General features: G+C 67.9%; 24 protein-coding genes and 1 tRNA gene. 22 read left to right on the forward strand and 3 right to left on the reverse strand.

The window, feature by feature from the left end; genetic code table 11:
* Positions 1-45: 45 nt before the first annotated feature.
* Positions 46-1,281: an amidohydrolase family protein gene (locus LHU95_RS01625; protein WP_248709637.1), complete on the forward strand. Its 1,236-nt coding sequence runs from the start codon at positions 46-48 to the stop codon at positions 1,279-1,281.
* On the opposite strand, the gene LHU95_RS01630 is transcribed toward LHU95_RS01625, so the two are convergent.
* Positions 1,223-1,639 carry a DUF1622 domain-containing protein gene (locus LHU95_RS01630; protein ID WP_248709638.1) on the reverse strand — a complete coding sequence of 139 codons (417 nt, stop codon included), beginning with the start codon at positions 1,637-1,639 and terminating at the stop codon, positions 1,223-1,225. The two genes, LHU95_RS01625 and LHU95_RS01630, sit on opposite strands and share 59 nt — an antisense overlap.
* A gap of 192 nt (positions 1,640-1,831) precedes the next feature.
* Between LHU95_RS01630 and LHU95_RS01635 the strand changes: the two genes are divergently transcribed.
* The 8 genes from LHU95_RS01635 to LHU95_RS01670 all read left to right on the forward strand — a co-directional run bounded on the left by LHU95_RS01635 (position 1,832) and on the right by LHU95_RS01670 (position 10,115).
* Positions 1,832-2,893: a hypothetical protein gene (locus LHU95_RS01635; protein WP_248709639.1), complete on the forward strand. Its 1,062-nt coding sequence runs from the start codon at positions 1,832-1,834 to the stop codon at positions 2,891-2,893.
* A 490-nt stretch (positions 2,894-3,383) separates the two neighbouring features.
* Positions 3,384-4,634 carry a fumarylacetoacetase gene (gene fahA / locus LHU95_RS01640; RefSeq protein WP_248709640.1) on the forward strand — a complete coding sequence of 417 codons (1,251 nt, stop codon included), beginning with the start codon at positions 3,384-3,386 and terminating at the stop codon, positions 4,632-4,634.
* 274 nt (positions 4,635-4,908) lie between these two features.
* On the forward strand, positions 4,909-5,700 hold the full coding sequence (locus LHU95_RS01645; RefSeq protein ID WP_248709641.1) for a UDP-2,3-diacylglucosamine diphosphatase: 792 nt from the start codon (positions 4,909-4,911) through the stop codon (positions 5,698-5,700).
* On the forward strand, positions 5,700-6,692 hold the full coding sequence (locus LHU95_RS01650; RefSeq protein ID WP_248709642.1) for a glycosyltransferase family 1 protein: 993 nt from the start codon (positions 5,700-5,702) through the stop codon (positions 6,690-6,692). The genes LHU95_RS01645 and LHU95_RS01650 overlap by 1 nt, the downstream gene beginning before the upstream one ends.
* Before the next feature lie 66 nt (positions 6,693-6,758).
* Positions 6,759-7,442, forward strand: coding sequence for a lysophospholipid acyltransferase family protein (locus LHU95_RS01655; protein ID WP_248709643.1), 684 nt, complete (start codon positions 6,759-6,761; stop codon positions 7,440-7,442).
* Positions 7,439-8,704, forward strand: coding sequence for a 3-deoxy-D-manno-octulosonic acid transferase (locus LHU95_RS01660; protein ID WP_248709644.1), 1,266 nt, complete (start codon positions 7,439-7,441; stop codon positions 8,702-8,704). The genes LHU95_RS01655 and LHU95_RS01660 overlap by 4 nt, the downstream gene beginning before the upstream one ends.
* Positions 8,705-8,764: 60 nt before the next feature.
* Complete coding sequence (gene lpxK, locus LHU95_RS01665; RefSeq protein ID WP_248711631.1) at positions 8,765-9,745, forward strand: tetraacyldisaccharide 4'-kinase; 981 nt, start codon at positions 8,765-8,767, stop codon at positions 9,743-9,745.
* Between the two features lie 293 nt (positions 9,746-10,038).
* Positions 10,039-10,115 (forward strand) — tRNA-Met (locus LHU95_RS01670).
* A 500-nt stretch (positions 10,116-10,615) separates the two neighbouring features.
* Here LHU95_RS01670 and LHU95_RS01675 read toward each other — a convergent pair.
* Together LHU95_RS01675 and LHU95_RS01680 are read right to left on the reverse strand one after the other, a co-directional pair.
* Entirely contained in the window at positions 10,616-11,104 is a 489-nt protein-coding gene (locus LHU95_RS01675) for a CHAP domain-containing protein (protein ID WP_248709645.1), read from the reverse strand.
* A 114-nt stretch (positions 11,105-11,218) separates the two neighbouring features.
* Entirely contained in the window at positions 11,219-11,845 is a 627-nt protein-coding gene (locus tag LHU95_RS01680; RefSeq protein ID WP_248709646.1) for a YjbF family lipoprotein, read from the reverse strand.
* 81 nt (positions 11,846-11,926) lie between these two features.
* On the opposite strand from LHU95_RS01680, the gene proB reads away from it, so the two are divergent.
* The 13 genes from proB to LHU95_RS01745 all read left to right on the forward strand — a co-directional run bounded on the left by proB (position 11,927) and on the right by LHU95_RS01745 (position 23,598).
* Positions 11,927-13,060 carry a glutamate 5-kinase gene (gene proB / locus LHU95_RS01685; RefSeq protein ID WP_248709647.1) on the forward strand — a complete coding sequence of 378 codons (1,134 nt, stop codon included), beginning with the start codon at positions 11,927-11,929 and terminating at the stop codon, positions 13,058-13,060.
* Between the two features lie 34 nt (positions 13,061-13,094).
* Complete coding sequence (locus LHU95_RS01690) at positions 13,095-13,886, forward strand: undecaprenyl-diphosphate phosphatase (RefSeq protein WP_248709648.1); 792 nt, start codon at positions 13,095-13,097, stop codon at positions 13,884-13,886.
* A gap of 183 nt (positions 13,887-14,069) precedes the next feature.
* A complete protein-coding gene (locus tag LHU95_RS01695; protein ID WP_248709649.1) occupies positions 14,070-14,237 on the forward strand; it encodes a hypothetical protein in 168 nt (55 codons plus the stop codon).
* Positions 14,238-14,252: 15 nt separating this feature from the next.
* The gene (locus LHU95_RS01700) at positions 14,253-14,690 is read left to right on the forward strand and encodes a hypothetical protein (protein WP_248709650.1); all 438 of its coding nucleotides are present in this window, start codon (positions 14,253-14,255) and stop codon (positions 14,688-14,690) included.
* A gap of 571 nt (positions 14,691-15,261) precedes the next feature.
* Complete coding sequence (locus tag LHU95_RS01705) at positions 15,262-16,284, forward strand: glycosyltransferase family A protein (protein ID WP_248709651.1); 1,023 nt, start codon at positions 15,262-15,264, stop codon at positions 16,282-16,284.
* Positions 16,281-17,468 carry a glycosyltransferase gene (locus LHU95_RS01710; RefSeq protein ID WP_248709652.1) on the forward strand — a complete coding sequence of 396 codons (1,188 nt, stop codon included), beginning with the start codon at positions 16,281-16,283 and terminating at the stop codon, positions 17,466-17,468. Before LHU95_RS01705 ends, LHU95_RS01710 begins: the two co-directional genes overlap by 4 nt.
* Positions 17,469-17,565: 97 nt before the next feature.
* Complete coding sequence (rfbF, locus tag LHU95_RS01715) at positions 17,566-18,339, forward strand: glucose-1-phosphate cytidylyltransferase (protein ID WP_248709653.1); 774 nt, start codon at positions 17,566-17,568, stop codon at positions 18,337-18,339.
* Position 18,340: 1 nt separating this feature from the next.
* Positions 18,341-19,396 carry a CDP-glucose 4,6-dehydratase gene (gene rfbG, locus LHU95_RS01720; protein ID WP_248709654.1) on the forward strand — a complete coding sequence of 352 codons (1,056 nt, stop codon included), beginning with the start codon at positions 18,341-18,343 and terminating at the stop codon, positions 19,394-19,396.
* Complete coding sequence (locus tag LHU95_RS01725; RefSeq protein WP_248709655.1) at positions 19,393-20,616, forward strand: class I SAM-dependent methyltransferase; 1,224 nt, start codon at positions 19,393-19,395, stop codon at positions 20,614-20,616. The genes rfbG and LHU95_RS01725 overlap by 4 nt, the downstream gene beginning before the upstream one ends.
* Positions 20,616-21,158, forward strand: coding sequence for a dTDP-4-dehydrorhamnose 3,5-epimerase (gene rfbC / locus LHU95_RS01730; RefSeq protein ID WP_248709656.1), 543 nt, complete (start codon positions 20,616-20,618; stop codon positions 21,156-21,158). Before LHU95_RS01725 ends, rfbC begins: the two co-directional genes overlap by 1 nt.
* Positions 21,155-21,910 (forward strand): CmcI family methyltransferase, encoded by a 756-nt coding sequence (locus tag LHU95_RS01735; protein WP_248709657.1) that lies wholly within the window; start codon positions 21,155-21,157, stop codon positions 21,908-21,910. Before rfbC ends, LHU95_RS01735 begins: the two co-directional genes overlap by 4 nt.
* 3 nt (positions 21,911-21,913) lie before the next feature.
* Complete coding sequence (locus tag LHU95_RS01740; protein WP_248709658.1) at positions 21,914-22,807, forward strand: NAD-dependent epimerase/dehydratase family protein; 894 nt, start codon at positions 21,914-21,916, stop codon at positions 22,805-22,807.
* Between the two features lie 137 nt (positions 22,808-22,944).
* Positions 22,945-23,598: a hypothetical protein gene (locus tag LHU95_RS01745; protein WP_248709659.1), complete on the forward strand. Its 654-nt coding sequence runs from the start codon at positions 22,945-22,947 to the stop codon at positions 23,596-23,598.
* Positions 23,599-23,792 lie beyond the last annotated feature (194 nt).

Genomic DNA, 23,792 nt, shown 5'->3' on the forward strand with positions numbered 1-23,792 from the left:
CCGGAATTCAGCAAGCCTTGTGCCAGTCACCTGGAGTTGTCCCGCATGGAATTCGATCTGCTGCTGCGCCGCGCCCGCCTTGCCGATGCCGAGGGCCTTGTGGATATCGGCGTCACGGGCGGCATCATCACCGCCATCGCCCCTGATTTGGGAATGACGGCGGGCGAAGTGGTGGATGCGGCTGGCAGCTTCGTCTCCCCCGGCTTCGTCGAGACGCATATCCATCTCGACAAGAGCGGCATCATTGATCGCTGCGGCTGCGCGCCCGGACGCAATCCGCACCGCGCGATGGAGCGCGTCTCCGCCATCAAGCACACCTTCACGGTCGAGGATGTGAACGCCCGCGCGCGGGCCACCCTGGAACGAGCCATCAGCCACGGCACCATGACCATGCGCACCCATTGCGAGGTGGACCCGATGGTGGGCATGCGTGGCTTCCATGGCGTGAAGGCGCTGGTAGACGCCTATCGCTGGGCGATCGATCTGGAAATCTGCGTGATGCCGCAGGAGGGCCTGCTGGACAGCCCCGGCACCGAGGAACTCATGGTCGAGGCGCTGAAATCAGGCGCCACCGTGATCGGTGCCGCACCCAATTATGACCGGGATCGCCATGGCCAGATCCGCCGCATCTTTGAGCTCGCGCGCGAGTTCGACGTGGATGTGGACATGCATCTGGACAGCGGCTTCAACCCGGATGACCTGGACCTGACGCTGGTCTGCGAACTCACGGACAAGCTGGGCTGGGGCGGCCGCGTCGCCTTCGGACATGGCACGAAGATCGCCAGCGCCACGCCCGAGCATCAGGACCGCATCGGCCGGATGATGGCCAATTCCGGCGTCTCACTCGCTGTACTGCCGGCGACGGACCTCTTCCTGATGGGGCGTGACCAGGACCATGACATCCGGCGCGGGGTGGTGGATGCGCATCGGCTGATGGCGCAGGGCGCCTTGTGCAACCTCTCCACCAACAATGTGCAGAATCCCTTCACGCCCTTCGGTGACGCGCAATTGATCCGCATGGCCAATCTCTACGCCAATGTGGTGCAGCGCGGCGATGCGGCGGAGCTGCGCCAGACCTGGGACATGTTCACGGCGAATTCCGCCCGCGTGCTGCGGCTGAAGCAATATGGCATCGCCTTGGGCAATCCCGCTGATCTCGTGGTGGTGGACGCGCCGGACCCTGTTGCGGCGCTGCGTGGCATCTCGCCCGTGCTGATGGGCTTCAAGCGCGGCCGGCGGAGCTTTTCCCGGGCCCGGGCGGAGCTGCATCCGCCGGGGTGAACGGCGCGCTGGCCGTCGCTGCCTCGCCCGCCAATTCGCGTTGCAGGAAGTAGTTCAGGAAGGTGCGGATCGCCGCCACGGCGGCCAGCTTGCCGATCTGGTCCCAATCGGGCGAGATCGCCGTGCCGACGATATCGGCCGCCAGCTGAAATTCCAGCGCGAGGGACAGGCCGCGCGCCAGCCCCATGCGCACATCGCCCGCTGGCCGGCGCAGCAGCCCGGCCAGGAGCCGCGCCAGCGCGATGGCCATGGAAGCGAGAATGATGGCCACACTCAGCGCCTCGGTGCCCAGCTTCAGCCAGGCGGCAGCGGCGGCCACGGCGGATTCCAGTTCCTCGGGTGGATGGATCAGGTGCATGGGGCGAACTCCGGGGAAGCGCGGTTGCGCGCATCCTAGAGGTGTTTTGTCCGGGTGCAGGAACGGTTCCGCAATAAGCCGAGGATTGCGGCATCGCAAAGCGCCCGGATGGGTTTCGCCGCAACCTGCAACGTCAGGGGCGTGCCGGCGTTTGCGACTGTGGCCGCGTCCGTCTCGCGGAAAAGGATGGTTATGGACTCGCAAGCCCGACATGCGGATCACCGCAGCGCCGATCCGACCCGGATCCCCGTCATCTGGCTGCTCGGGCCGGCGGTTTCGGGCCAGACCAGCATCGTCTCGGCGCTGCTGGATCGTTGGCGCTCGGATTTGCGGCGGGACCTTTCTGCCGCCACCGCCACGGCCGAAACGCTGGCTTGGCCGCCGGAGGCGCCGCGGCTGCGCTTCCTGGTCACCACGGGCCTGAATGCCGAAGCCCCGGAATACGATCCGGCCGAGGACCTTGCCTGTCTTGGGCAGGGGCCGGCGCTGATCCTGGCCGTGTTGCGCGCCAATGAGCCGGAACCACAGCGTTTGCACGCGGTGCTGAAGCAATTGCGGGCGCAGGGCGTGGCATGGCCCATTCTTCTGGTGCAGACCGATCTGCACGCGCTCTACCCCGCCGGAGCCCCGCACCCGCTGCCTTATCCCTATACCGCGGACGGGACGCCGGGTCCCGCCGTGCCGGCCGCCCTGGCCACGGCGCTCAAGGCGCAACGGGAGGGCCTCGAGGGGCTCGTCGCGGGCTGTGTTCCGGTGGATTTCACCGCCCCGGCGCAGCGCTTGCCCCCGCCAGGCTATGGCCTCACGGCCCTGCAGGCGGCGATCGGCAGCTTGGCACCCGAGATCGCGGCCTCCCTCGCCCCGCCTGCCCCGCCGGAGATCGGCCTATGGTCGCGGGCCATCCTGCCCTGGGCCGCCGTGGCGGCGGTGGCGGATGCCATTCCCTCCCTCGCCGGTGTTCCAGCATTGGGTGCCCAGGCGATGCTGCTGCGCGCCATCGCCCGCCGTTTCGGGCTGGGCGCGGATGTCGCCATCTGGGCCAATGCCGTGGGTGTGCTGGGCACCGGCCTTGTGCTGCGCTCCGGGCTGCTTTGGCTGTTGGGCGATCTGCCGCCACTCTGGAGCATGGCGGCGCTGGCCGCCTGGACCTTCCTTGCTTCCTGCGTGATGGGCGCCCTGGCCATTCGTTTCTGCCGGGGTGAGGCCAGGGGCTCCCGCCCTTCGATACCCGAGCCGGGCCAGACGCGGCTCTGATGCTTCCCGGATCGGTCGGATTCGTCTGATCGGGGAAGGCGGCGCGAAAGCCTGGAATCGCACCGGGGTGGTCAACACCCGCGACTGACACGGTCCAGCGCCGCGCCAACCTGCGGATGAGTCCATGCACGAGGCGCGTTGCGAAGCCCTTGGCGAAGCGCCCCATGCGAACCGTGACCGTGATAGCGACTGGCAGCCCCGCGACTGGCTGACCCGCGATTGGCAGCCCCGCGCTGATGCCATCGAACGGCGCATGCCAGGCCGCGGCCCGGCAGCCACCTGCCGGCCTTCCCGGGGCCGCAGTGAACCAGGAGGCCGATATCCAAGGCGTCTCCAGCGGCTGGATGGACGAACCGGTGCGCGCCATGATCAACGAACGGGCATGCCCGGCGCAAGCAGACGGTCGGGCCTGCTTCAGGCATCATAGCGGCCTTACCGACAACGAAAAGACCAGGGGGCAGCGTCCCTGAACCCAGAGGAACACAGTCAAATGCTCGACGAAACGCACGACCCCAAGCGGCAGAGCTGGGTTCTCTCCGCAAATGGCCATCCGGATTTCCCCATCCAGAATCTGCCGCTTGGCCTCTTCACGCCACCTGGCGGGGGCGTACCGCGAGCCGGCGTCGCCATCGGCGATGCCATCCTGGAACTCGAGGGCGAGGCGCAGGATGGCTCCCTGAACGCGCTGCTCGGCCGGGGGGGCCAGGCGCGGCAGGCCTTGCGGGCCAGGCTCTCCGCCGCCCTGGCGAAGGGCAGCGCCGAGCAGGCCAGGCTGACGCCGCTGCTGCACGACGCTTCGGCCTGCACGCTGCATGTGCCGGGCCGCATCGGGGACTACACGGATTTCTACGTCGGGATCCATCATGCCACCGCCGCGGGCAAGCTGTTCCGGCCGGACAATCCTCTGCTGCCCAACTACAAGCATGTCCCCATCGGCTATCACGGTCGTGCTTCCTCGATCATCCCCTCGGGTACCGCATTTCGCCGCCCCAGGGGCCAGCTTGCGCGGCCTGGCGGCCCGGAATTCGGCGCTTGCGAAAAGCTGGATTACGAATTGGAGATCGGCATCTGGATCGGCCCCGGAAATGCGCAGGGCACGCCCATTCCGATCGCGGAAGCAGCCGCGCATATCGCCGGATTCTGCCTGCTGAATGACTGGTCCGCGCGCGATATCCAGGCCTGGGAGTATCAGCCGCTCGGGCCCTTCCTCGGCAAGAGCTTCGCCACCAGCATCAGCCCATGGATCGTGACGCCCGAGGCGCTGGCGCCCTTCCGCATCGCCCAGCCGCCCCGCCCGCCCGGCGACCCAGCACCCTTGCCCTACCTGACCGACGCCGAGGACCAGGCAAGGGGCGGGTTTGACATCGCGCTGGAGGCCTGGCTGGTCACGCCGGGCCTTGCCGCCCGGGGCCTTGCTCCACATCGGATCGCCGACAGCAACGCGCGGCACATGTACTGGACCGTGGCGCAGATGGTGGCGCATCACAGCTCCAACGGGTGCAACCTGAACAGCGGGGACTTGTTCGGTTCGGGCACCATCTCCGGGCCGGAACGCGATGGCTATGCGAGCCTGCTGGAAGCGACACAGGGCGGCACCCAGCCGATGCGGCTTGCCTCGGGCGAGGAGCGCCGCTTCCTGGAGGATGGCGATGAGGTGATCCTGCGCGCCCAGGCACGGCGCACGGGGTTCCTCTCCATCGGCTTCGGCGAATGCCGCGGGCGCGTTTTGCCCGCAGCCTGACCGAGGGCTGGCACGCGGAAGACCTGGGCCATTTGCCACGGAGCGTGCTTGCGCCCTGTGGCGTGATGACGGGCCAGCGCCTTGGCGCGGCCGCCAGACGACGCCAGATCATGCAGCCGAACCTTCACGCCTAGCATCGCCTGCTTGACGATTCGCGGTCGGTTCCGTGGCGGAGCCGAGACATGCGCCGGGCGCGGGGGTCATGGAAGATTCACGTGCAATGCGAGGTTCTTCCACGCATGTGCCGTGCCATGCACAGCACGGAGCATCCCTGATGCCCTCACGTGGTCCGAAGCTCCAGCTTCGCAGCGTCTTCGTCTCCGACATCCATCTGGGCACGCGCGGCGCGCGTTCCGACTTGCTGCTGGATTTCCTGGCCAGGGTGGAGTGCGAGCATCTCTACCTGGTGGGCGATGTGATTGACGGCTGGCGCCTGCGCAAGGCCTGGTACTGGCATGAGGAGTTCGACGCGGTGATGCGCGCCGTGCTCGACCATGCCGAGCGCGGCACGCAGGTCACCTATATTCCCGGCAATCATGACGAGATGTTCCGCGAATGGCTGGGCCTGGAAATCGCCGGCGTGAAGCTGCGCCGTGAGGCCGTGCATGAAGGCGCCGATGGCCGCCAGTTCCTGGTGATCCATGGTGATGAATTCGACGGCGTGATCCGCTATGCCAAGTTCCTCGCCTATCTGGGCGACTGGGCCTATGACACGGCTCTGGTGCTGAACCGCTGGTTCAACCTGGGCCGGCGCAAATTCGGCTACCCCTACTGGTCCCTCTCGCAATGGTTGAAGCGCCAGGTCAAGGAGGCCGTGAAGGCGATTGACCGGTTCGAGGTGGCGCTGGCCGGCGAAGCCAGGCGCCGCGGGCTGGATGGCGTGATCTGCGGCCATATCCACCACGCCGAAATGCGCATGGTGAACGGCATCATGTACATGAATGACGGAGACTGGGTGGAAAGCTGCACCGCGCTGGTCGAGCATGCCGATGGCCGGTTCGAGCTGCTGGACTGGGCCGCGATGCAGCGCGCGCCGCTTCCCATGCGGGAGGTGCTTCCCGCCTGATGAAGCTGGTCATCATCTCCGATGCCTGGCGCCCGCAGGTCAATGGCGTCGTGCGCACGCTGGAGCGTGTGGCGGCGGAATTGATCGCGCTCGGCGACGAGGTGGAGGTGATCGGCCCCGATCGGTTTCGCAGCTTCGCGATGCCGGGCTATGCCGATATCCGCCTCGCGGTCCTGCCGCGCGCCGCGCTGGCCCGCATGCTGGACGCGCTGCGGCCGGATGCGCTGCACATCGCCACCGAAGGGCCGCTGGGCTTCGCCGCGCGGGCCATCTGCATCCGGCGCGGCTGGCGCTTCACCACCAGCTTCCACACCCGCTTCGCCGAATACATCGCGGCGCGCACGCGGCTTCCACCAGGCCCCATCTGGGCGCTGCTGCGCCGCTTCCACAATGCGGGTGCGGGCACCTTCGCCGCCACGCCGAGCCTGCAGCAGGAGCTGGCCCAGCGTGGCTTCCGGCGCATCCTGCCCTGGACGCGCGGCGTGGATCTGCGGCTGTTCCAGGAAGGTGCGCGCGATGCCTGGGCGGGCCTGCCCAGGCCCATCTTCCTCTATGCCGGGCGCGTCGCCGTCGAGAAGAACATCGCGGCCTTCCTGGAGCTGCAGCTGCCCGGCACCAAGGTCGTGGTCGGCGATGGGCCGCAGCGTGCCTCGCTCCAGGCTCGCTATCCTTCGGTGCATTTCGCGGGCTGGCGCCATGGGGAGGCATTGGCGCATGCCTATCGCGGCGCGGATGTGATGGTCTTCCCCTCGCGCACCGATACATTTGGCCTGGTGCTGCTCGAAGCCATGGCCTGCGGCACGCCCGTCGCGGCCTTTCCGGTGATGGGCCCGCGCGATGTGGTGGGCCAGGGCGGCGTGCTGGACGAGGATCTGCGCCGCGCCTGCCTGGCCGCGATGGATGTGCCGCGCGCCATGGCCCGGGCCGAGGCGGAGCGCTTCTCCTGGCCGGCATGCGCCGCTGCCTTCAAGGCGCATCTGATCGAGATCTGAGCGGGGTGGCCCTTGCCTCGCGCGCGCCGGCATGCGACCCGCGCAGGATATGCCCGAGAACCCCGCATGCTGCGCCGGCTGACGCGCCACCCGGCCTTCAAGGCCCTCGCCGCCAAACTCCTGGGGCTTTACCTCGCGCTGGTCTATCGGACCACGCGCTGGCAGCTGATCGGCGGCGCGGAGATTGACGCGGCCTTTGCCGCGCACGGCAATGTCATCGCCGCCTTCTGGCATGAGAACCTGCCCGTGATGCCGCATCTCTGGCGTGTCGGGCGTGCGCGCGCCGGCATCCCCTCGGCCCATGTGCTGGTCTCGCGGCATCGCGATGGCCGCTTCATCGGGGATATCGTGACGCGCTTCGAGCTGAACATGGTCCATGCCTCCACCTCCAAGGGGGGTGCTGCGGGCATGCTCGCCATGGCGCGGCTGATCCGCACGGGCGCGATGATGGTCATCACGCCGGACGGCCCGCGCGGCCCCCGGCGGGAGGCGGCACCCGGCGTGGCGCAACTGGCGGCCCTCAGCGGCAAGCCTGTACTGCCCTGCGCCGGGCGGCTCGCTTTCACCATCGGCCTGCGCAGCTGGGACCGGATGGAAATCCCGCTGCCTTTCGGCCGTGGCGTGATCGTCGCCGGTCCGGCCGTCAGCGTGGCACGGGATGCGCCGGAGGCCGCGCTGCCCGCCATCACCGCCGCGCTGGACGCCGCCTGTGACGCCGCCGATGCGGCGATTGGCCGGCCGCGGCGATGAGTGGCGCCTGGCATCACCTGGCAGGGCTGGCGGCCCCCGCGCTTCGCTGGAATCTCCGCCGCCGCGTGGCGCGGGACAAGGAAGACCCCGCCCGCCTCGCGGAGCGCGAAGGCCATGGCGCCGCCCGGCCGCCGGGCCGGCTGATCTGGCTGCATGCGGCCAGCGTGGGCGAGAGCCTGGCCATCCTCCCGCTGATGGAGGCGCTGGCTGCGCGGGACCCGGCCCTCACGATGCTGGTGACCACCGGCACCGTGACCTCCGCCCGCCTGCTGCCGCAGCGCCTGCCCGATGCGCTGCGCGGGCGGGTCCTGCATCGCTATGCGCCGCTTGATGTGCCCGCATGGGTGGCGCGCTTCCTCGATGGCTGGCGGCCGGATGCGGCGGGCTTCGTGGAGAGCGAGCTTTGGCCCAATACGCTCGCCGCCACCCATGGCCGCGGCATTCCGCTCGCGCTGCTGAATGCGCGAATCTCGGACCGGACGGCCGCGCGCTGGGGACGCTGGGCGCCTGGCTTCGCGCGGGATCTGCTGGGGCGTTTCCGCCTGATCATGCCGCGCTCCGCCCAGGATGCCGCGCGGCTCCAGGCGCTGGGCGCACAGGGATTGACGCCGCCGGGGGATCTGAAGCTCGCCGCCCCGCCGCTGCCGGTGGATGCCGCGGCACTGACTGAACTGCGCGGCGCGATCGGCGGGCGGCCCGTGCTGCTGGCCGCCAGCACCCATCCCGGCGAAGAAGCGCAGATCATGGCCGCCGCGGCCGAGCTGCGCGGTTCCTGGCCGCAATTGCTCACCATCCTCGCGCCACGCCACCCCGAGCGCGGGGCGGAGCTGGGTGAGGCGCCCCGGCGCAGCCTGGGCCAGGGGCCGGATGCGGGGCCGCTCTACATCGCCGATACGATGGGGGAGATGGGCCTGCTGTACCGCGCCGCTGACATCGCCTTCATCGGCGGGAGCCTGGTGCCCCATGGCGGGCAAAATCCTCTGGAGGCGGCGCGGTTGGGCTGCCCCATGATTTTCGGCCCGCATATGGAGAATTTCCAGGAGGCCAGCGGCGGCCTGCTCGCGGCTGGCGGCGCCCGCCAGGTGCAGGATGCGGCCGCGCTGGCGGCGACCATGGCGGATATGCTAACCCATCCCGACGCGTCGGCTGCCATGGCCCGTGCCGCCGGCGCCTGGGTTTCCAGCGCTTCCGACCTGCCGGGCCGGATGGCGGAAGCGCTGCTGGCCCTGGTTGGACCGGATGGCGCCGTGGAGAAGGCTTGAGCCGAGGCCCTGGGCCAGGGGTTTAAGGCCAGGAATTTGGGAAAGGGTTGAACGATCAGCATCAGAGCGCCCGATTTCTGGGGTCGCCGTGGGGGAATTGCGCCCCTGCTGCTCTCACCCGTGGCTGCCATCTATGCGGCGGCAACGGCCCGGCGCATGACGCGGCCCGGCTGGCAGGCCCCCGTGCCGGTGATCTGTTGCGGTGGCGCCACGGCAGGGGGCGCGGGCAAGACCACACTGGCCATGGATATCGGCAGCCGCATCCAGGCGCGCGGGACCGCCGCGCATTTCCTGCTGCGGGGCTATGGCGGCTCGGTGAAGGGGCCGGTCCAGGTGCAACCAGGCCGGCACGACAGTGAGGCCGTGGGCGATGAAGCGCTGCTGCTGGCGGCCCTGGCCCCCACCTGGGTCAGTGCGGACCGTGCCGCCGGCGCCCAGCGTGCCGTGGCGGAAGGGGCTGGCGCCATCGTCATGGATGATGGCCTGCAGAACCCCACCCTGGCCAAGACGCTCACTCTGCTGACGATTGATGGCGGCTATGGCTTCGGCAATGGCCATGTCATCCCGGCCGGCCCGCTGCGCGAGAGCGTGGCTGCCGCCGCCGCCCGCTGCGACGCGGCGGTGCTGATCGGCGGCGACGACACCGGGGCGCTCGCTCTCTTGCCTGCTGACTTGCCGGTGCTGCGCGGGGACCTCGTCCCCGGCCCTGAAATCACCGAGCTGGCGGGGGAGAATGTCTTTGCGTTCTGCGGCATCGCCAATCCGCGCAAGTTCTTCACCACGCTGCGGCTGGGCGGTGCGGTGGTTGCGGGCACGGAGAGCTTCGCCGACCACTACCCCTTCGATGCCGGCGATATCCGTGCCTTGCTGGCCCAGGCCGAGGGGCTGGGCGCCATTCCGGTGACCACGCGAAAGGACTGGGTGCGCATTCCCCCCGAATTCCAGAGCAGCGTGCGGGTGGTGAGCGTGACCCTGCGTTGGGATGACCCAGCGCAGATCGAAGCGCTGCTGGACCGCGCGCTGGGGGCGAGGCCCGCCTGACCACGACGGCCGGCCGGACGCGGATGGGCGCGCCGGGCCATGCAGCTCCAGGTCAGTGCGTGTTGGGCCGAAGCGCCGCCGGTGGCGCGTATCGCTGATTGTCCCAGGGCGGTGCGTCTTTCCGCCTCGCCTGCGCAGGGCATGGCCGCTCGGGCGCGGCGTGTTGATGCGCTCTGCTCCGCATCCGTATGCCTTGAGGCGGATTCCCTGGCGGATGGCAGCCCGGCAGCACCCAATAGCGCCATTCAGTTGACAGAAGCGGGGGTGGCGATTACCTCCGCGCCTCATTGGATGGCGGCGTAGCTCAGCTGGTTAGAGCACGGCACTCATAATGCCGGGGTCAGCGGTTCAAGTCCGCTCGCCGCTACCAAGTTTTCCGCTTGTTTTGTCCTGCCCCTGGACGGCCATGCGCCGGGCGCTGTGTCTTATGTGGCGCCCGCTGCCCACGGCGACGGCGGCATGGCATTTGGTCCTGCCCTCGCCTTGTGACCCACCGTGGCGCAGATCATCCGCCAGCGTTGCATGACGCCGGCAGCGTGGGGACGGCACCCTGGCCTCGGCCATCCTCAGGCGCCACAGGCAGACCTGCCTGACCGACTTCCCGGCCGACCGGCTCAGCCTCCCCCACTCACCATGCTGGAAGCCGTGATCTTCGCGGCGGTGCCGTGCGGGCAGGCTCAATCGGTCGTGAGCCGGGCAGGCTGTGGGATGCGCGGCTGCGGTGGTGCGTTTGGCGCCCCGAAGACTGTCAGGCGAGCCGAAGGCGCTGCAGATTATAATAGACAAGGACTGGTCCGGCCTGGACAGATTGAACTGCGTCATGCCGCGCCGGCTTGATCATGTCAGGCAAGACGCGCGTCCTGCGCCGGGCTATCGCGCGGCGTAGTCCATTCGCGGCAGGATGAAGCCATGCGCGGCAAAGACCGTATTGCCGTAGTCATTGATGCGCGGATACCAGACGCGAATCTGCGTCCAGTCATTGCCGGGTGAGACATCCAGCACCGGCTGGTCCTGCGCCACGCGCCCGCGGGCCGAACCACTTGCCCAATTCGCGTGATCCACCCGAATCTCACGCGCCGACACCACGCGCGAGACAACCGCGACATGGCCCGAGGGCAGGCGTGAGGTGCGCGCCATGACGATCACGCTGCCGGGCGCGGGCCGCCGGGCGCGGGTGTAACGCCCGGCCGCCGCATCCCACCACTGCCAGGCATCTCCCCGCAACTCGATGCCCGAGCGGGCGCGGGCATAGGGCACGCAGGAGAGTTCGAGGTTGGCACCCGCCTGGGGAACGCCCTGTGGCCTGGGCATGCGGGAGGTGCCGCAGCCGGCCATTGCCAGCAGCGTGAACAGCGTCAAGCAGCGCCACCCATGGCCCCACAGCTTGCACGTCACGTCGGAAGCCCCCAAGGCGCCTCCCCCGAGGCACCACATTCAGATGTTAGTGCAGAACAGGTGCGGAAAAAAGGCCGATCACTGGCCCGGTTCGAAATCCAGCGCGAGGGCGCCAAGGCCCGGGCCGATCCATTGCTCCGCATAGCCCACGGCGCCGGTCTCCCGATCCGCCCAGAAGCGGTTCACCACGGGCGAAAAGCCCGGCACCCGGCAACGCTCCTCGATCAGGATGAAGCCATCCTCCGTCTCGGCGCCGCGCAGGCGGCAATCAAAGGAGACGCCGAAGCGCATGCTCGCCGGATCGCGCCGCGCGCCTGAGATATCCACAAGGCGCCGCGCCTCGGCGCTGCGGGCCAGCAGCGCGCGCGGGTCGGTCAGCGGGTCCACGCCGTCGAAGCGCGTCGCCATGACCATTTGCGGCAGCCCCGCCGTGCCGACCACGCGCGCGCCATCCGTGGCCACAATCACCCCGCCCGGCGCGCGCCACATGCGCCGCGTGCCCTGCTGCTGGATCAAGGTGGCCGTGGCGCGCCGCCGGCCAAGGGCAAGGCGAAGCACCTCCCCCGCATCTTCCTCGGCCTCGGCGCTTTCAGCCTCGGCGATGGCGAGGCGGTTCGGCTCGCCATTCGGCAGGAAGCGGGCCAGGGGGGGCGGGATATCGCAGCCGGCGAGGGCCAGGAGGGTCATCAGGAGGAATGCACGCATGGCGCGATCATGCGAACACGCCAGGGTTGTGTCGAGGGGAGACTTGCCGCCCTGGCGCAAAACCCGCAGAGGACACCCGCCATGTCACCGCTGAACAACGCCCGCCGCATCGTCGTGAAGATCGGCTCCGCCCTGCTGGTGGAGAAGGCCGAGCCGCGCCTCGCCTGGCTCGATTCCGTCGCCGCCGACATTGCGGCCCTGCGCGCGCGCGGCGTGGAGGTGGCGGTGGTGTCCTCGGGTGCGGTGGCCTTGGCGCGGGGCACGCTGGGGCTGACGCGCAAGACGCTGAAGCTCGAGGAGAAGCAGGCGGCGGCGGCCGTCGGGCAGATTCGCCTGGCCGGCGCCTGGGAGCAGGCGCTCTCGGCGCATGGGCTGCGCGCCGCGCAATTGCTGCTGACGCTCGAGGATAGCGAGGATCGCCGCCGCTACCTCAATGCCCGCGCCACATTGGCGACACTGGCGGAATTCGGCTGCGTGCCGGTGATCAACGAAAACGACACGGTAGCGACCGCCGAATTGCGCTTCGGCGACAATGATCGCCTCGCGGCACGCGTGGCGGAGATGATCTCGGCGGATGCGCTGATCCTGTTTTCCGACATTGACGGCCTCTACACCGCCGACCCGCGCCGCGACCCTGCCGCCCAGCATCTGCCGGTGGTGGAGCGCCTGACGGATGAGATCATGGCCATGGGGGGTGAGCCGCCGCCGGGCTATTCCTCCGGCGGCATGCGCACCAAGCTGATTGCGGCGCGGATCGCCACGGGGGCCGGTTGCGCGATGGCCATTGCGCTGGGCCAGGCCCCGCATCCGCTGGCGCGCCTCGCCGCGGGTGAGCGCTGCACCTGGTTCCTCGCCTCGCCCGAGGGGCGGACGGCGCGCAAGCGCTGGATCAGCGGCAGCCTGCAACCGCATGGCGCACTGGTGGTGGATGCCGGGGCGGCGCGCGCGCTGCTGCGCGGCGGCTCGCTGCTGCCGGCCGGGGTGCGGGCGGTGACGGGCGATTTCTCGCGCGGGGATCCGGTGAGTGTGACGGATGAGGCGGGGCGCGAATTGGCGCGCGGCTTGTCAGCCTATGATGCGGCGGATGCGGCACGTATCGCCGGCCACCGCAGCGCCGAGATCGAGGCGCTGCTGGGCTGGCGCGGCCGGGACGAGATCATCCATCGGGATGATCTGGTCCTCGCCTCCGATCGTGCCGTCGGAGACGGCGCGTGAATCGGTGGCGTTCGTCCTACCTGGAGAGCCTGTGATGTTTGACGCATTCCTCATGGGCCTGGTCGAGGGGCTGACCGAATTCCTGCCCATCTCCTCCACCGGGCATCTGATCCTGCTCGGTGAGTTCCTGGGTTTCCAAGGGCCGCCGGGCAAGGTCTTCGAGATTTCCATCCAGCTGGGCGCCATTCTGGCCGTCATCGTCGTCTTCTGGCGCAAGCTGCTGGATGTGGCGCTGGGCATGTGGAAGCCGCGCACGCCGGAGCGTTATTTCGCGGTGAATATCGCCCTCGCCTTCCTGCCCGCCATGGTGATCGGCGCGACGCTGCACGGCACCATTACGGCGCTGCTGTTCAACCCCTGGGTGGTGAGTGTGGCGCTCATCATCGGCGGCGTGGTGATCATCGTGATCGAGCGCACGATCCGCGTTCCCACCATCCGCTCCGTGCCCGAGATCGGGCCGCTGGCCGCCATCCTGATCGGCTTCGGCCAGGCCCTGGCGATGATCCCGGGAACGTCACGCTCCGGGGCCACCATCATCACAGCGCTGCTCTGTGGCGTGGATCGCAAGACAGCGGCGGAGTTCAGCTTCATCCTGGCGATCCCGACCATGCTGGCCGCCACGGCCTATTCCCTGCTGAAGGCGCGGGACCAGCTCTCGTTCGACGGGATGGCGCAGATCGGCATTGGCTTTGTCACGGCCTTCCTTGTGGCGTTGGTGACGGTGAGGGCGGTGCTGGCGGTGATTGGGCGCATCGGCTTCACGCCCTTTGGCTGGTACCGGATTGCCATCGGCGTGGTGATGTTGGTCGCGCTCAGCCTGGGCTGAGCGCGCTGGACATGGGAGGCTCAGTCTGGGCGGAGCGCGCGGGCAGCGCCTGGCGCGGCTTCAATGGACCAGGCGGACCAGCCTAGCCCGGTCTCGGCGAAGCGGCGCGGCAACCGCGGCCCGTCATGCGGCGTTGCAGAAGGGACCGCAGTTGTGCGGCCGCCCCTTCCCAAGGAATTCCCCATGCGCCTCTCCCACTTCGCCGCCATCGCCGCGACGCTTGCCGCCCCGCTGCTCGCGGCCTGCACCGTCAACAACCCGCCCGCTTCGCCCGTCGTGGTGCAGGAACGCGTGGTGGTCCCGAGCCAGACCGTGATCGCCCCGCCGGCCGTCGTGCTGCAGCGCTACTGAGGCAGGCAGCGGGACATGCAACGCCTCTCCATTCTGGCCACTGCAGTCCTGCTGCTGGCCACGCCCGCCCTCGCGCAGCCCGACAAGGGGAACACGCGCGAGGACGGGATCACCGAACAGCATCGTGAGATGCGACGCCAGGGCGAAGCCTCGGTCCCGCATCAGAACCGCGAAAGCCGGCGCGGCGACGCCACGGCGCTGGAGACGGAAACCAGCCGCGAATGGCTGAAGGAGGCGCAGGACGCGCTGCGTGCCGGGCAATTTGGCCAGGCCAACGAGTATCTGGAACGCGCCGCGACCCGCCTGCTCAGCCGCAGCACAGAACCTTCTGTGGCTGCGGAGCCGATGCGCGACGCGCGCCTGGCTCATATCAGTGAGGCACGCGCGGCGCTGTATCGCAGGGACCGACGTGAAGCCTCGCGCCAGATCGAGATGGCGATTGTGGCGCGGTAGTTTCGGGACCCGTTGAACGCCGTGCGGCCACGTGGCCGCGTGTCATTCTGATGTAGCGGAGGTTCGGCCCACCGCGTCCCAAGCCGGTACTACTTCGGACGCCAGCCCCGCCGCGCCTCCTGTCGCCGCGCGCCCCGCTGTGCTGCGCGTTGATGCGGCCGAATTTCCACCAGCACGCGAGCTCATCAGTGACGGCAGCGGTGGTCTGAGAGTCCGTTCAATAATCAGCGATGCGCGACGCGACGGAGCATCAGGGCGACCAGCGCAGCGTGAATCATGGCATCGGACCGTTTGAGACGCCTCTCATCGTCGTCAGCGGATCATCCAGCGGGATGTGCACTCCACCATCCCGCGGCGCGGAATGACCTCCGAAGCCCACCGCCTGGGCAACCGCTCGGGCTTGTCGCCTGGCAAGCCGACGCGGATTGTGGAGGATGGGCTGGCGATGCGTTGCGGCAGGCGCGGTGCCTTTGGTCCAGGATTGCGTGCCGGATGCGGGTGCTTGGGCTGTTGGGGTGCTGCGGCGCGTCCATTCTGGCGGGTTTGGGAATGGCCTTGGCGTGGCAGGACCGTGTTGCAAAGTGTTGCATCGGCTTGTAGGCATCGCGGTGAATATTTTGACGGCCATGCAAGGGTCAATTCAATGGCGACGGTCTCCATCCTGATTCCGAATTACAACCATGCGCAGCATCTGCATCAGTCGCTGGGTGGCGCGTGCGGGCAGACCCGCCCTGCGGATGAGATTCTGGTGATTGACGATGGCTCCTCGGATGAGAGCGTTGCCGTGATCGAGGAGTTTGCCGCGCGCTTTCCGAATTTGCGGCTGCTGCGCAATGACCGCAATCGGGGCATGCAATACACCATCAACCGCCTGCTGGAGGAATCGCGGGGCGACTACATCGTCTGCGCGGCGGCGGATGATGAGCTGTATCCCGGCTTTCTCGAGGCGCATATGGCGGCGCTTTCGCGGCACCCGCAGGCGGGGATGAGCGTTTCCGAATACATGGTGCTGACGACGACGGGGCGGGTGATCAACCAGTCGCGCATGATGCCTGGCTCGTTCGGCTTGGCGCATCTGCCGGAGTTCATGCCGGCGACCCGGCTGCGCGAGGAGTTCGTCGATGGCTATGTGTGGATGACGTCCAACGCCATCGTGGCGCGGCGCGACGCGGTGCAGGCGGTGGGCGGCTTTATCGCGGCGCAGGAATGGCATTCGGACTGGTTCACCTATTACGCGGTGGCGCTGCGCCATGGTGTTTGCGTGGTGCCGGAGGGGCTTGGTGTGATCCGCGAGAGCCCGGGCGGTTATTCGGGCACTGGCATGCGCGATCCGGAGCGGCAGTCCCGCGTGCTGCGGGCGATCATTGATGCGGCGTGCACGCCGCCGAATGATGATTTGCGGGCGATTTTCCGTTGTGCGCCGGGGGCTTTGGCGGTGTTTGGCACGCAGATGGCGAAGGTGCTGATCAAGCAGCCGCGGCGATGGGACCTGGCGCTGGCCTATGGCAGCTTTCTGGTGCGGCGCTACCGCCGGATCATGGGCCTCTCCTGGCCGCGGTTTTTTGTCTATGGCCTGAAGCGCGCCCTGCGGTGACGGGGACGGCGCGGCGGCGGGTTCTGCATGTCATTCCCAGCCTGGAGCAGGGCGGCGCGGAGCGGTTGCTGGCATCGCTGATCGAGGCTGCCTCGCCTGACATCCAGCATCGTGTGGTGGTGCTGTTTGACCGGGTGTTTTTTCGCCCGCCCGGCGCCGAGATCCTGTCGCTCAACCTGCCTGGCCGGGTGGGGCCTCGGCTGGCATTGGCCTTGCCCGGCGCGCTGCGGCGGCTACGCCGTATCCAGCGTGACTGGCAGCCCGATCTGGTGCAGGGCTGGCTGTATTACGGCAATCTGCTGGCGGCGATGGCGCGCAGCCCTGGCACGCCGGTGCTGTGGTCCATCCACAACACCAGTTTTGCGCCAGGTCTTGGGGCACTCAAGCTGCGCCTCGTGGATCAGATCTGCGCGCGCTGGCTGGGGCATGTGCCGGCCCGCGTGATCTATTGCGCTGACAGTGCGAGGCGCCTGCATGAGGCGCGCGGCTACGCCCCCGACCGCTCGGTGACGATCCTCAATGGCATCGAGACGACGCGGTTTCGCGATGACCCGGCGTTGCGGGCGGTCGGCCGCGCGCGGCTCGGGCTTGATCCGCGGGCCTGGGTGATCGGCCATTTCGCTCGCTTTGATGCACAGAAGAATTTTCCGCTGGTGCTGGAGGCGATCGCCCGTGCCCGCCCGGCGCTGCCGCCGATCGCCGTTGTGATGGCTGGCCGCGGGGTGGCCGACGCGCCGGCCCTGGCCGGGTTGGTGGCGCGGCACGGACTGGCCGATGTGGTCCGTCTGCTGCCGCCGCTCGACCATATGGAGGAGATTCTGCCCGCCATGGATCTGGTGCTGCTCGGTTCGGGCCATGGCGAGGCGTTGCCCATGATCGCGATCGAGGCGCTGGCCTCTGGGCGGCGTCTGGTGGCGACCGCGGTGGGCGATGTGCCGGCGCTGGGGCTGCCAGCCGAGGCGCTGGTGGCGCCGGGCGATGTGGCGGGCTTTGCGACGGCCATCGTGGCGGTTGCCAACTCTGATGCTTTGACCTGGCGGGAGTTGGGCGCTGATACCCGTGCTCGCTTTGATCTTGGCCGTTGCGTCGCCGCGCATGAGGCGCTGTGGCGCCAGCCTGCCTTGGGTGCCGCAGCCTCCGTTGGGGGCGCCCTTGGGGCCCCGGTTGGCATGGACATGTCTTGATTGATGATTTAGCAGGCGCTGCTTGTGTGGGTTTATTTTTCGTTTTTGTGTGTTGGGTCATTTTGTTGGGTGCCGGCATGTTTTGGGAAGACGCAGCATGAAGGTGGTGATTTTGGCTGGCGGGCTTGGCACGCGTATTTCTGAGGAGAGCCACCTTCGTCCCAAGCCGATGATTGAGATCGGCGGTTATCCGATTTTGTGGCACATCATGAAGATCTACGCCTCGCAGGGGGCGACGGACTTTATCATTTGTGCCGGCTATCGCGGCTATATGATCAAGGAATACTTCGCGAATTACGTGCTGCATCGTTCGGATGTGACGATTGATCTGGCGGCGCATACGGTGGAGTACCACCGCAATTCGGCCGAGCCCTGGCGTGTGACCATCGTGGATACGGGTGCGGAGACCCTGACGGGCGGGCGGCTCAAGCGGATTGGACATTTGCTGACGCCGGGCGAGACCTTTTGCATGACCTATGGCGATGGGGTGGCGGATATTTCGCTGGAGAAGCTGTTGGCGCGGCATCGCGAATTGGGGGCGGCTGCGACGCTGACGGCGGTCAAGCCGCCTGGCCGCTATGGCTCGACGCGGATCGAGCAGGGGATGGTGCGTGAATTCCAGGAAAAGCCGGCGGGTGATGGCGGCTACATCAATGGCGGTTTCTTTGCGCTGGAGCCTTCGGTGCTGGAGACGATTCCGGGTGATCTGACGGCCTGGGAATCGGAGCCGCTGCAAGGTCTGGCGGCTGCGGGCCGGCTGGGCGCCTATCAGCATGACGGGTTCTGGCACGCGATGGACACGCTGCGGGACAAGAACCATCTGGAAGGGCTCTGGCAGGCTGGGCGCGCGCCCTGGAACACCTGGTCCTGAGATGCCCGACGCTGCATTTTGGCGTGGCCGCCGGGTTCTGCTGACGGGCCATACGGGTTTCAAGGGGGCCTGGTGCATGGCCTGGCTGCGGCGCATGGGCGCTGAGGTGACGGGCTATTCGCTGGCGCCGGAAACCGCGCCGAACCTGTCCCGGCTGCTGGGCCTGGTGGATGGCGGGGCATCGGTGCTGGGCGATATCCGTGACGCGGCGGGGCTGGCGGCGGTGGTGGCGCGGGTGCGGCCGCAGCTGGTGTTGCACATGGCGGCGCAGGCGCTGGTGCGGCGCAGCTATGCTGCCCCGCTGGAGACCTTCGAGATCAATGTGCAGGGCACGCTGCGCGTGCTGGAGGCGTTGCGGGGCAGCCCGGGCCTTGAGGCGGTTCTCGTGGTGACCAGCGACAAGGTCTATGAGAATGACGGCAGCGGCCGGTTTTTCATCGAGACGGACCGGCTGGGTGGTTCGGATCCGTATTCGGCCTCCAAGGCGGCGTGCGAGATCGCGACGGCCAGTTTTGCGCGCAGCTTTGGCGGTGAACTGGGTGCGGTGGCGACGGCGCGCGCGGGCAATGTGATTGGCGGTGGCGATTGGTCGGCCGACCGGATCGTGCCGGATTTGTGGCGTGCGCAGCAGGCGGGGCGGCCGGTTTCGCTGCGCTACCCCTTGGCGACGCGGCCCTGGCAGCATGTGCTGGAGCCGATTGCGGGCTATCTGGATTTCATGGAGGCGCTGGCCCTGGGCCTGCGCGAGCCCACGCTGAATTTTGGCCCGCCCGATGAGCGTCCGGAGACGGTGAGTGCGGTGGCCGAGGCGTTCCAGTCGGCCTATGGCGCGCGGGGCCTGGGCTGGGAGCAGGCGCCTGGGGTGCATCTGAAGGAGGCGCCGACGCTGGCCATCAATGCCGGGCGCGCGGCGGGCCTGCTGCCCTGGCGGCCGCGGCTTTCCGCCGCCGAGGCGATCACCTGGACCGCCCAATGGTACGCTGCCTTTGATGCTGGCGTTGACATGGCGGCATTCACCGCGGCGCAGATCGCCGCCTATGAGGATCGCCTGGCATGAGCCACAGCTGCCGCTTTTGCGCCGCCCCGCTGACGCGGGTGCTGGTTGATCTGGGCCATACGGCCCTGGCCAATTCCTATGTGACGCCGGGCACGCCTGGGCCTGACGCGGCCTATGAGCTTTGCGCGCGGGTGTGCGATGCGTGTTTCCTGGTGCAGGTGGCCGATGCGGTTCCGGCCGAGGCGATTTTTTCGGACTACGCCTATTTCTCCTCCTTCTCGACGGGCTGGCTGGCGCATTGCGAGGCCTATGCGGCGGCGATGACCGCGCGGTTCGGCCTGGGGGCGGGCAGCCGTGTGGTCGAGATTGCCTCCAATGACGGCTATCTGCTGCAGTATTTCGTGGGCCGCGGCGTGCCGGTGCTGGGCATCGAGCCTGCGGCCAATGTGGCCGAGGCGGCGCGGGCGCGCGGTGTGGCGACGGAGGTCGCGTTTTTTGGCCGCGCCACGGGGGAGCGGCTGCGCGCGGCGGGGATGACGGCCGATCTGATGGCCTCCAACAATGTTCTGGCGCATGTGCCGGACATCAATGATTTCGTGTCTGGCGTGCCGCTGCTGCTGAAGCCCGAGGGTGTCTGGACGATCGAGTTTCCGCATCTGCTGAACCTGATCGCGCTGGTGCAGTTCGATACGATCTACCACGAGCATTACTCGTATTTGTCGCTGCTGTTTGTCGAGAAGCTGCTGGCGGCGCATGGGCTGCGGGTGTTTGACGTGGAGCCGCAGCCGACCCATGGCGGCAGCCTGCGGGTGTTCGTCTGCCATGCGGGGGCGTCGCATGTGGCGATGCCGGGCCTGGCTGCGACGCGCGCGCGGGAGGCGGCGGCCGGGCTGGACCAGCCTGGCGCCTATGATGATTTTGCCCCGCGCGTGGCCAAGGTTCGCGATGACCTGCTGGCATTCCTGCGCGAGGCGCGCGCCGGGGGAAAGACGGTGGCGGCCTATGGGGCGGCGGCCAAGGGCAATACCTTGCTGAATTTCTGCGGCATCGCGTCTGACCTGATCACCTATGTGGTGGACAAGAACCCGGCCAAGCAGGGCAAGCTGCTGCCTGGCAGCCGGCTGCCGGTGTTTGGCCCGGAGAAGCTCTATGAGACGCGGCCCGACTACATCGTGATCCTGCCCTGGAATGTGGCCGAGGAGGTGGTGGCGCAAAATCCCGGGGTGCGGGATTGGGGTGCGCAATGGGTGACGGCGATCCCCGGGCTGAAGCTGTTCTGATGCGCATCGAGGCCCTGCCCCTGGCCGGTGCGGCGCTGATCCGCCTGGAGCCGCGGGCGGATGAGCGCGGCTGGTTTGCGCGCAGTTTTTGTGTGCGCAGCCTGGCGGCGCATGGGCTGCATGCCGAATATCCGCAGCACAATATTTCGTTCAACCGGCGCGCGGGCACGCTGCGCGGGCTGCATTTCCAGCTTTCGCCGCATGAGGAGGTGAAGATCATCTCCTGCACGCGGGGGCGGATTTTTGATGTTCTGGTGGATTTGCGGCCGGGTTCGGCCACCTATGGCCAATGGCATGGCGCTGAGTTGAGTGCCGAGAATCATGACCGGCTTTATGCGCCGGCGGGTTTTGCGCATGGCTTTCAGACACTTTCCGACGATGCGGAGGTGCATTACCTGATGGGTTGCGAATATGTGGATGGCGCCGCCGCCGGCATCCGCCATGACGACCCGACCCTGTCCATTCCCTGGCCGCTGCCGGTCAGCGCGATTTCCGAGCGCGATCTGGCCCTGCCGACATTGACGAAAGCCCTCGCCCGATGAAGATCACCTTTGACACCGAAGCGCGCACCGCGACGCTGGCCGATGGCCGCACGATCGACCTGTTTGGCCCTGAGAGTTTTGCGGAGCTCGCGGATCTGTGGGTGCGGCTGGGCTGGGTTCGCAAATACTCCTACGCGTTTTCCTGGATGGGGCGGCCGATCATCCAGCTGCCGGACGACATGGTGCGCATCCAGGAGGCGATCTACGCCACGAAGCCGGATGTGATCATCGAAACGGGCGTCGCGCATGGTGGTTCGTTGATCTACTACGCGAGCCTGTTCGAGGCGCTGGGGCATGGCCGCGTGATCGGCATTGATATCGAGATCCGCCCGCATAACCGGGCGGCGATCGAGGCGCATGCGATGAAGAAGCGCATTGAGCTGGTGGTGGGTGGCAGCACGGATGCGGCGGTGGTGTCGCAGGTGCGTGGCATGATCCGCCCGGGCGAGCGGGTGATGGTGATCCTCGATTCCAACCACTCCAAGGCGCATGTGGCGGGGGAACTGGCGGCCTATGCGCCGCTGGTGACGCCGGGCTGCCATTTGCTGGTGCAGGACGGGGTGATGGAGCTGGTGGCGGGCATGCCGCGCACCGACGCCGATTGGAACTGGAACAACCCCCGCAGCGCCATCGCCGAATTCCTGGCCGAACACCCGGAATTCAAGGCCGCAAAGGCCGCAAGACCCTTCGATGAAAGCCAGAACGTCCCAGATTGCTCACACCACCCAGATGGATGGCTCATCCGAGAATAACATATGAGAAAAATACTCGTCACAGGGGCCAGTGGCTTCATCGGCAGTGCCGCGGCCCGCGCGCTGCTGGCAGCCGGTGTCGAAGTGCACGGTACCAGCGCCTCGGGCCGCGCGGGGCCGCCGGGCGTCATCATGCATCGCTGCGACCTGCTGGACGATACTGCCGTAGCTGACCTGCTGGCGGAGCTGCGGCCGAGCCATCTTCTTCACGTCGCCTGGGATGTCACGCACGGCACCTACTGGACGTCGCCCGCGAATTTCCTGTGGCTCGCCGCCGGTGCGCGGCTGCTGGAACGGTTTCTGGCCCTGGGTGGGCAGCGCGCCGTGGGCGTGGGCAGTTGCGCCGAATACGCCTGGACCGAGGCGGAAACCTACACCGAGGTGAGCAGCCCGCTGGCTCCCGCCACGCCCTATGGCCGCTGCAAGCTGGCGCTTTCGGAAGGCTTCGCCGCCGCTGGAATGATGGGCCTCTCCACGGCCTGGGCGCGGCTCTTTTTTCCCTATGGCCCGGGTGATGGCGAACAGCGCTTCATTCCCTCGATGCTGGCCCGGCTACGCGCTGGCGAGGCCTTCGACACAACCTCCGGCATTCAGCGGCGCGATTTCATCCATATCGACGATGTCGGGGCGGCGCTGGCAGCGTTGACCCGGAGCAGCGTGACAGGTGCGGTGAATATCGGGACCGGTGAGGGGGTCGCGCTGCGTGAGGTGGCGCTGGAACTCGCCGCGAGCCTCGGTGCGGAGCCCGGCCTGTTGCGGTTTGGCGCCTTGCCGATTCGGCCGGGTGATCCGCTGTCGCTCATCGCGGATGCGTCCCGGCTGCGGCATGAGGTCGGCTTCACATCGGCGATTTCCTGGCGCGAGGGCCTGCGCCGATTGAGCCAACCGCGCGGGTAAGGCGCCGCGCGCGCTCTGTTGGGATGCCGCGGCAGCGCATTATACTCCAATGGCATGGAAAGACGCGCCAGTGGATTGATTTTGCGGGTTGACGTCATCGAGTCAGACGTGGATGAAGCGGCATCCTGAGCGGATTGATGGGTAGATTGATGCTGGTTGAGTTGGCGCGTGATGCGCGCACCGTGGCCCTGCGCCATTTGCCTTCTTCCGCCTTCACCGACGCCCGCACCAATGCTGAGGCGGCGCGCTTGGCTGCTGCGCATGGCCGTGTTGCCGTGCTGGAGCTTCTGCGTGAGCGTGGCGTGACCTGGCGCCGCGAAGTGCTGGTCGAAGCCGCGATCCGCGGCGACGCGCCTGCCACCCTGGCCTGGCTGGAAAATGGCGAGCCTGAGACCGTGCCAGAGTGGCATGTCCTGGCCGCGGTCGAGAGCGATGCCGCGGGTGTGATGCGGTTGTGGATCTCGGCGGCGCGGGTGGCAGATCCGGTGTGGGTGGCCCATCAGGCGGCCAAGGTGAATGCCATTTGCTGTCTGCGGGCCTTGCTCGCGCTGGAGCCGGTGCGTGAAGCGCTGCCCAGGATCGTTCATGACAGCCATTCAAGCCTGGTGCACGAGCGGTTTCCAGTCCGAGCGTCGCAATCCCAGGATGGATCCGACACGGCGGGGCAATCCAGGCCGCGGAAATACACCTATCTCACGCCGTCCGAGGAGATTGACGTCAACGCCACCACCCTGCGGTTCCTGCTTTACCGACGGCTAATGCGCCTGATCTGGCTGCCGCGCGCCAAGTGAGTGCGCGCCCGGGCTTGCTTGGCTGCCCGGCGAAAGAAGCTTGTCTGAGCCGCAACTGCAACGCCGTGCAGGCCGAAGCGTTCACCCCGCTCCAGCCGGTGGTCCGCAGCTCTCTCCTACCATCGAACCGGGCCAACCGCCCCTGACAGGACTTTCCCTCGCCATGCCTGACCCCTGCCATGTTTGCGGTGCTG

It is taken from the genome of Sediminicoccus sp. KRV36, assembly GCF_023243115.1.
Taxonomy (GTDB): Bacteria; Pseudomonadota; Alphaproteobacteria; order Acetobacterales; family Acetobacteraceae; genus Roseococcus.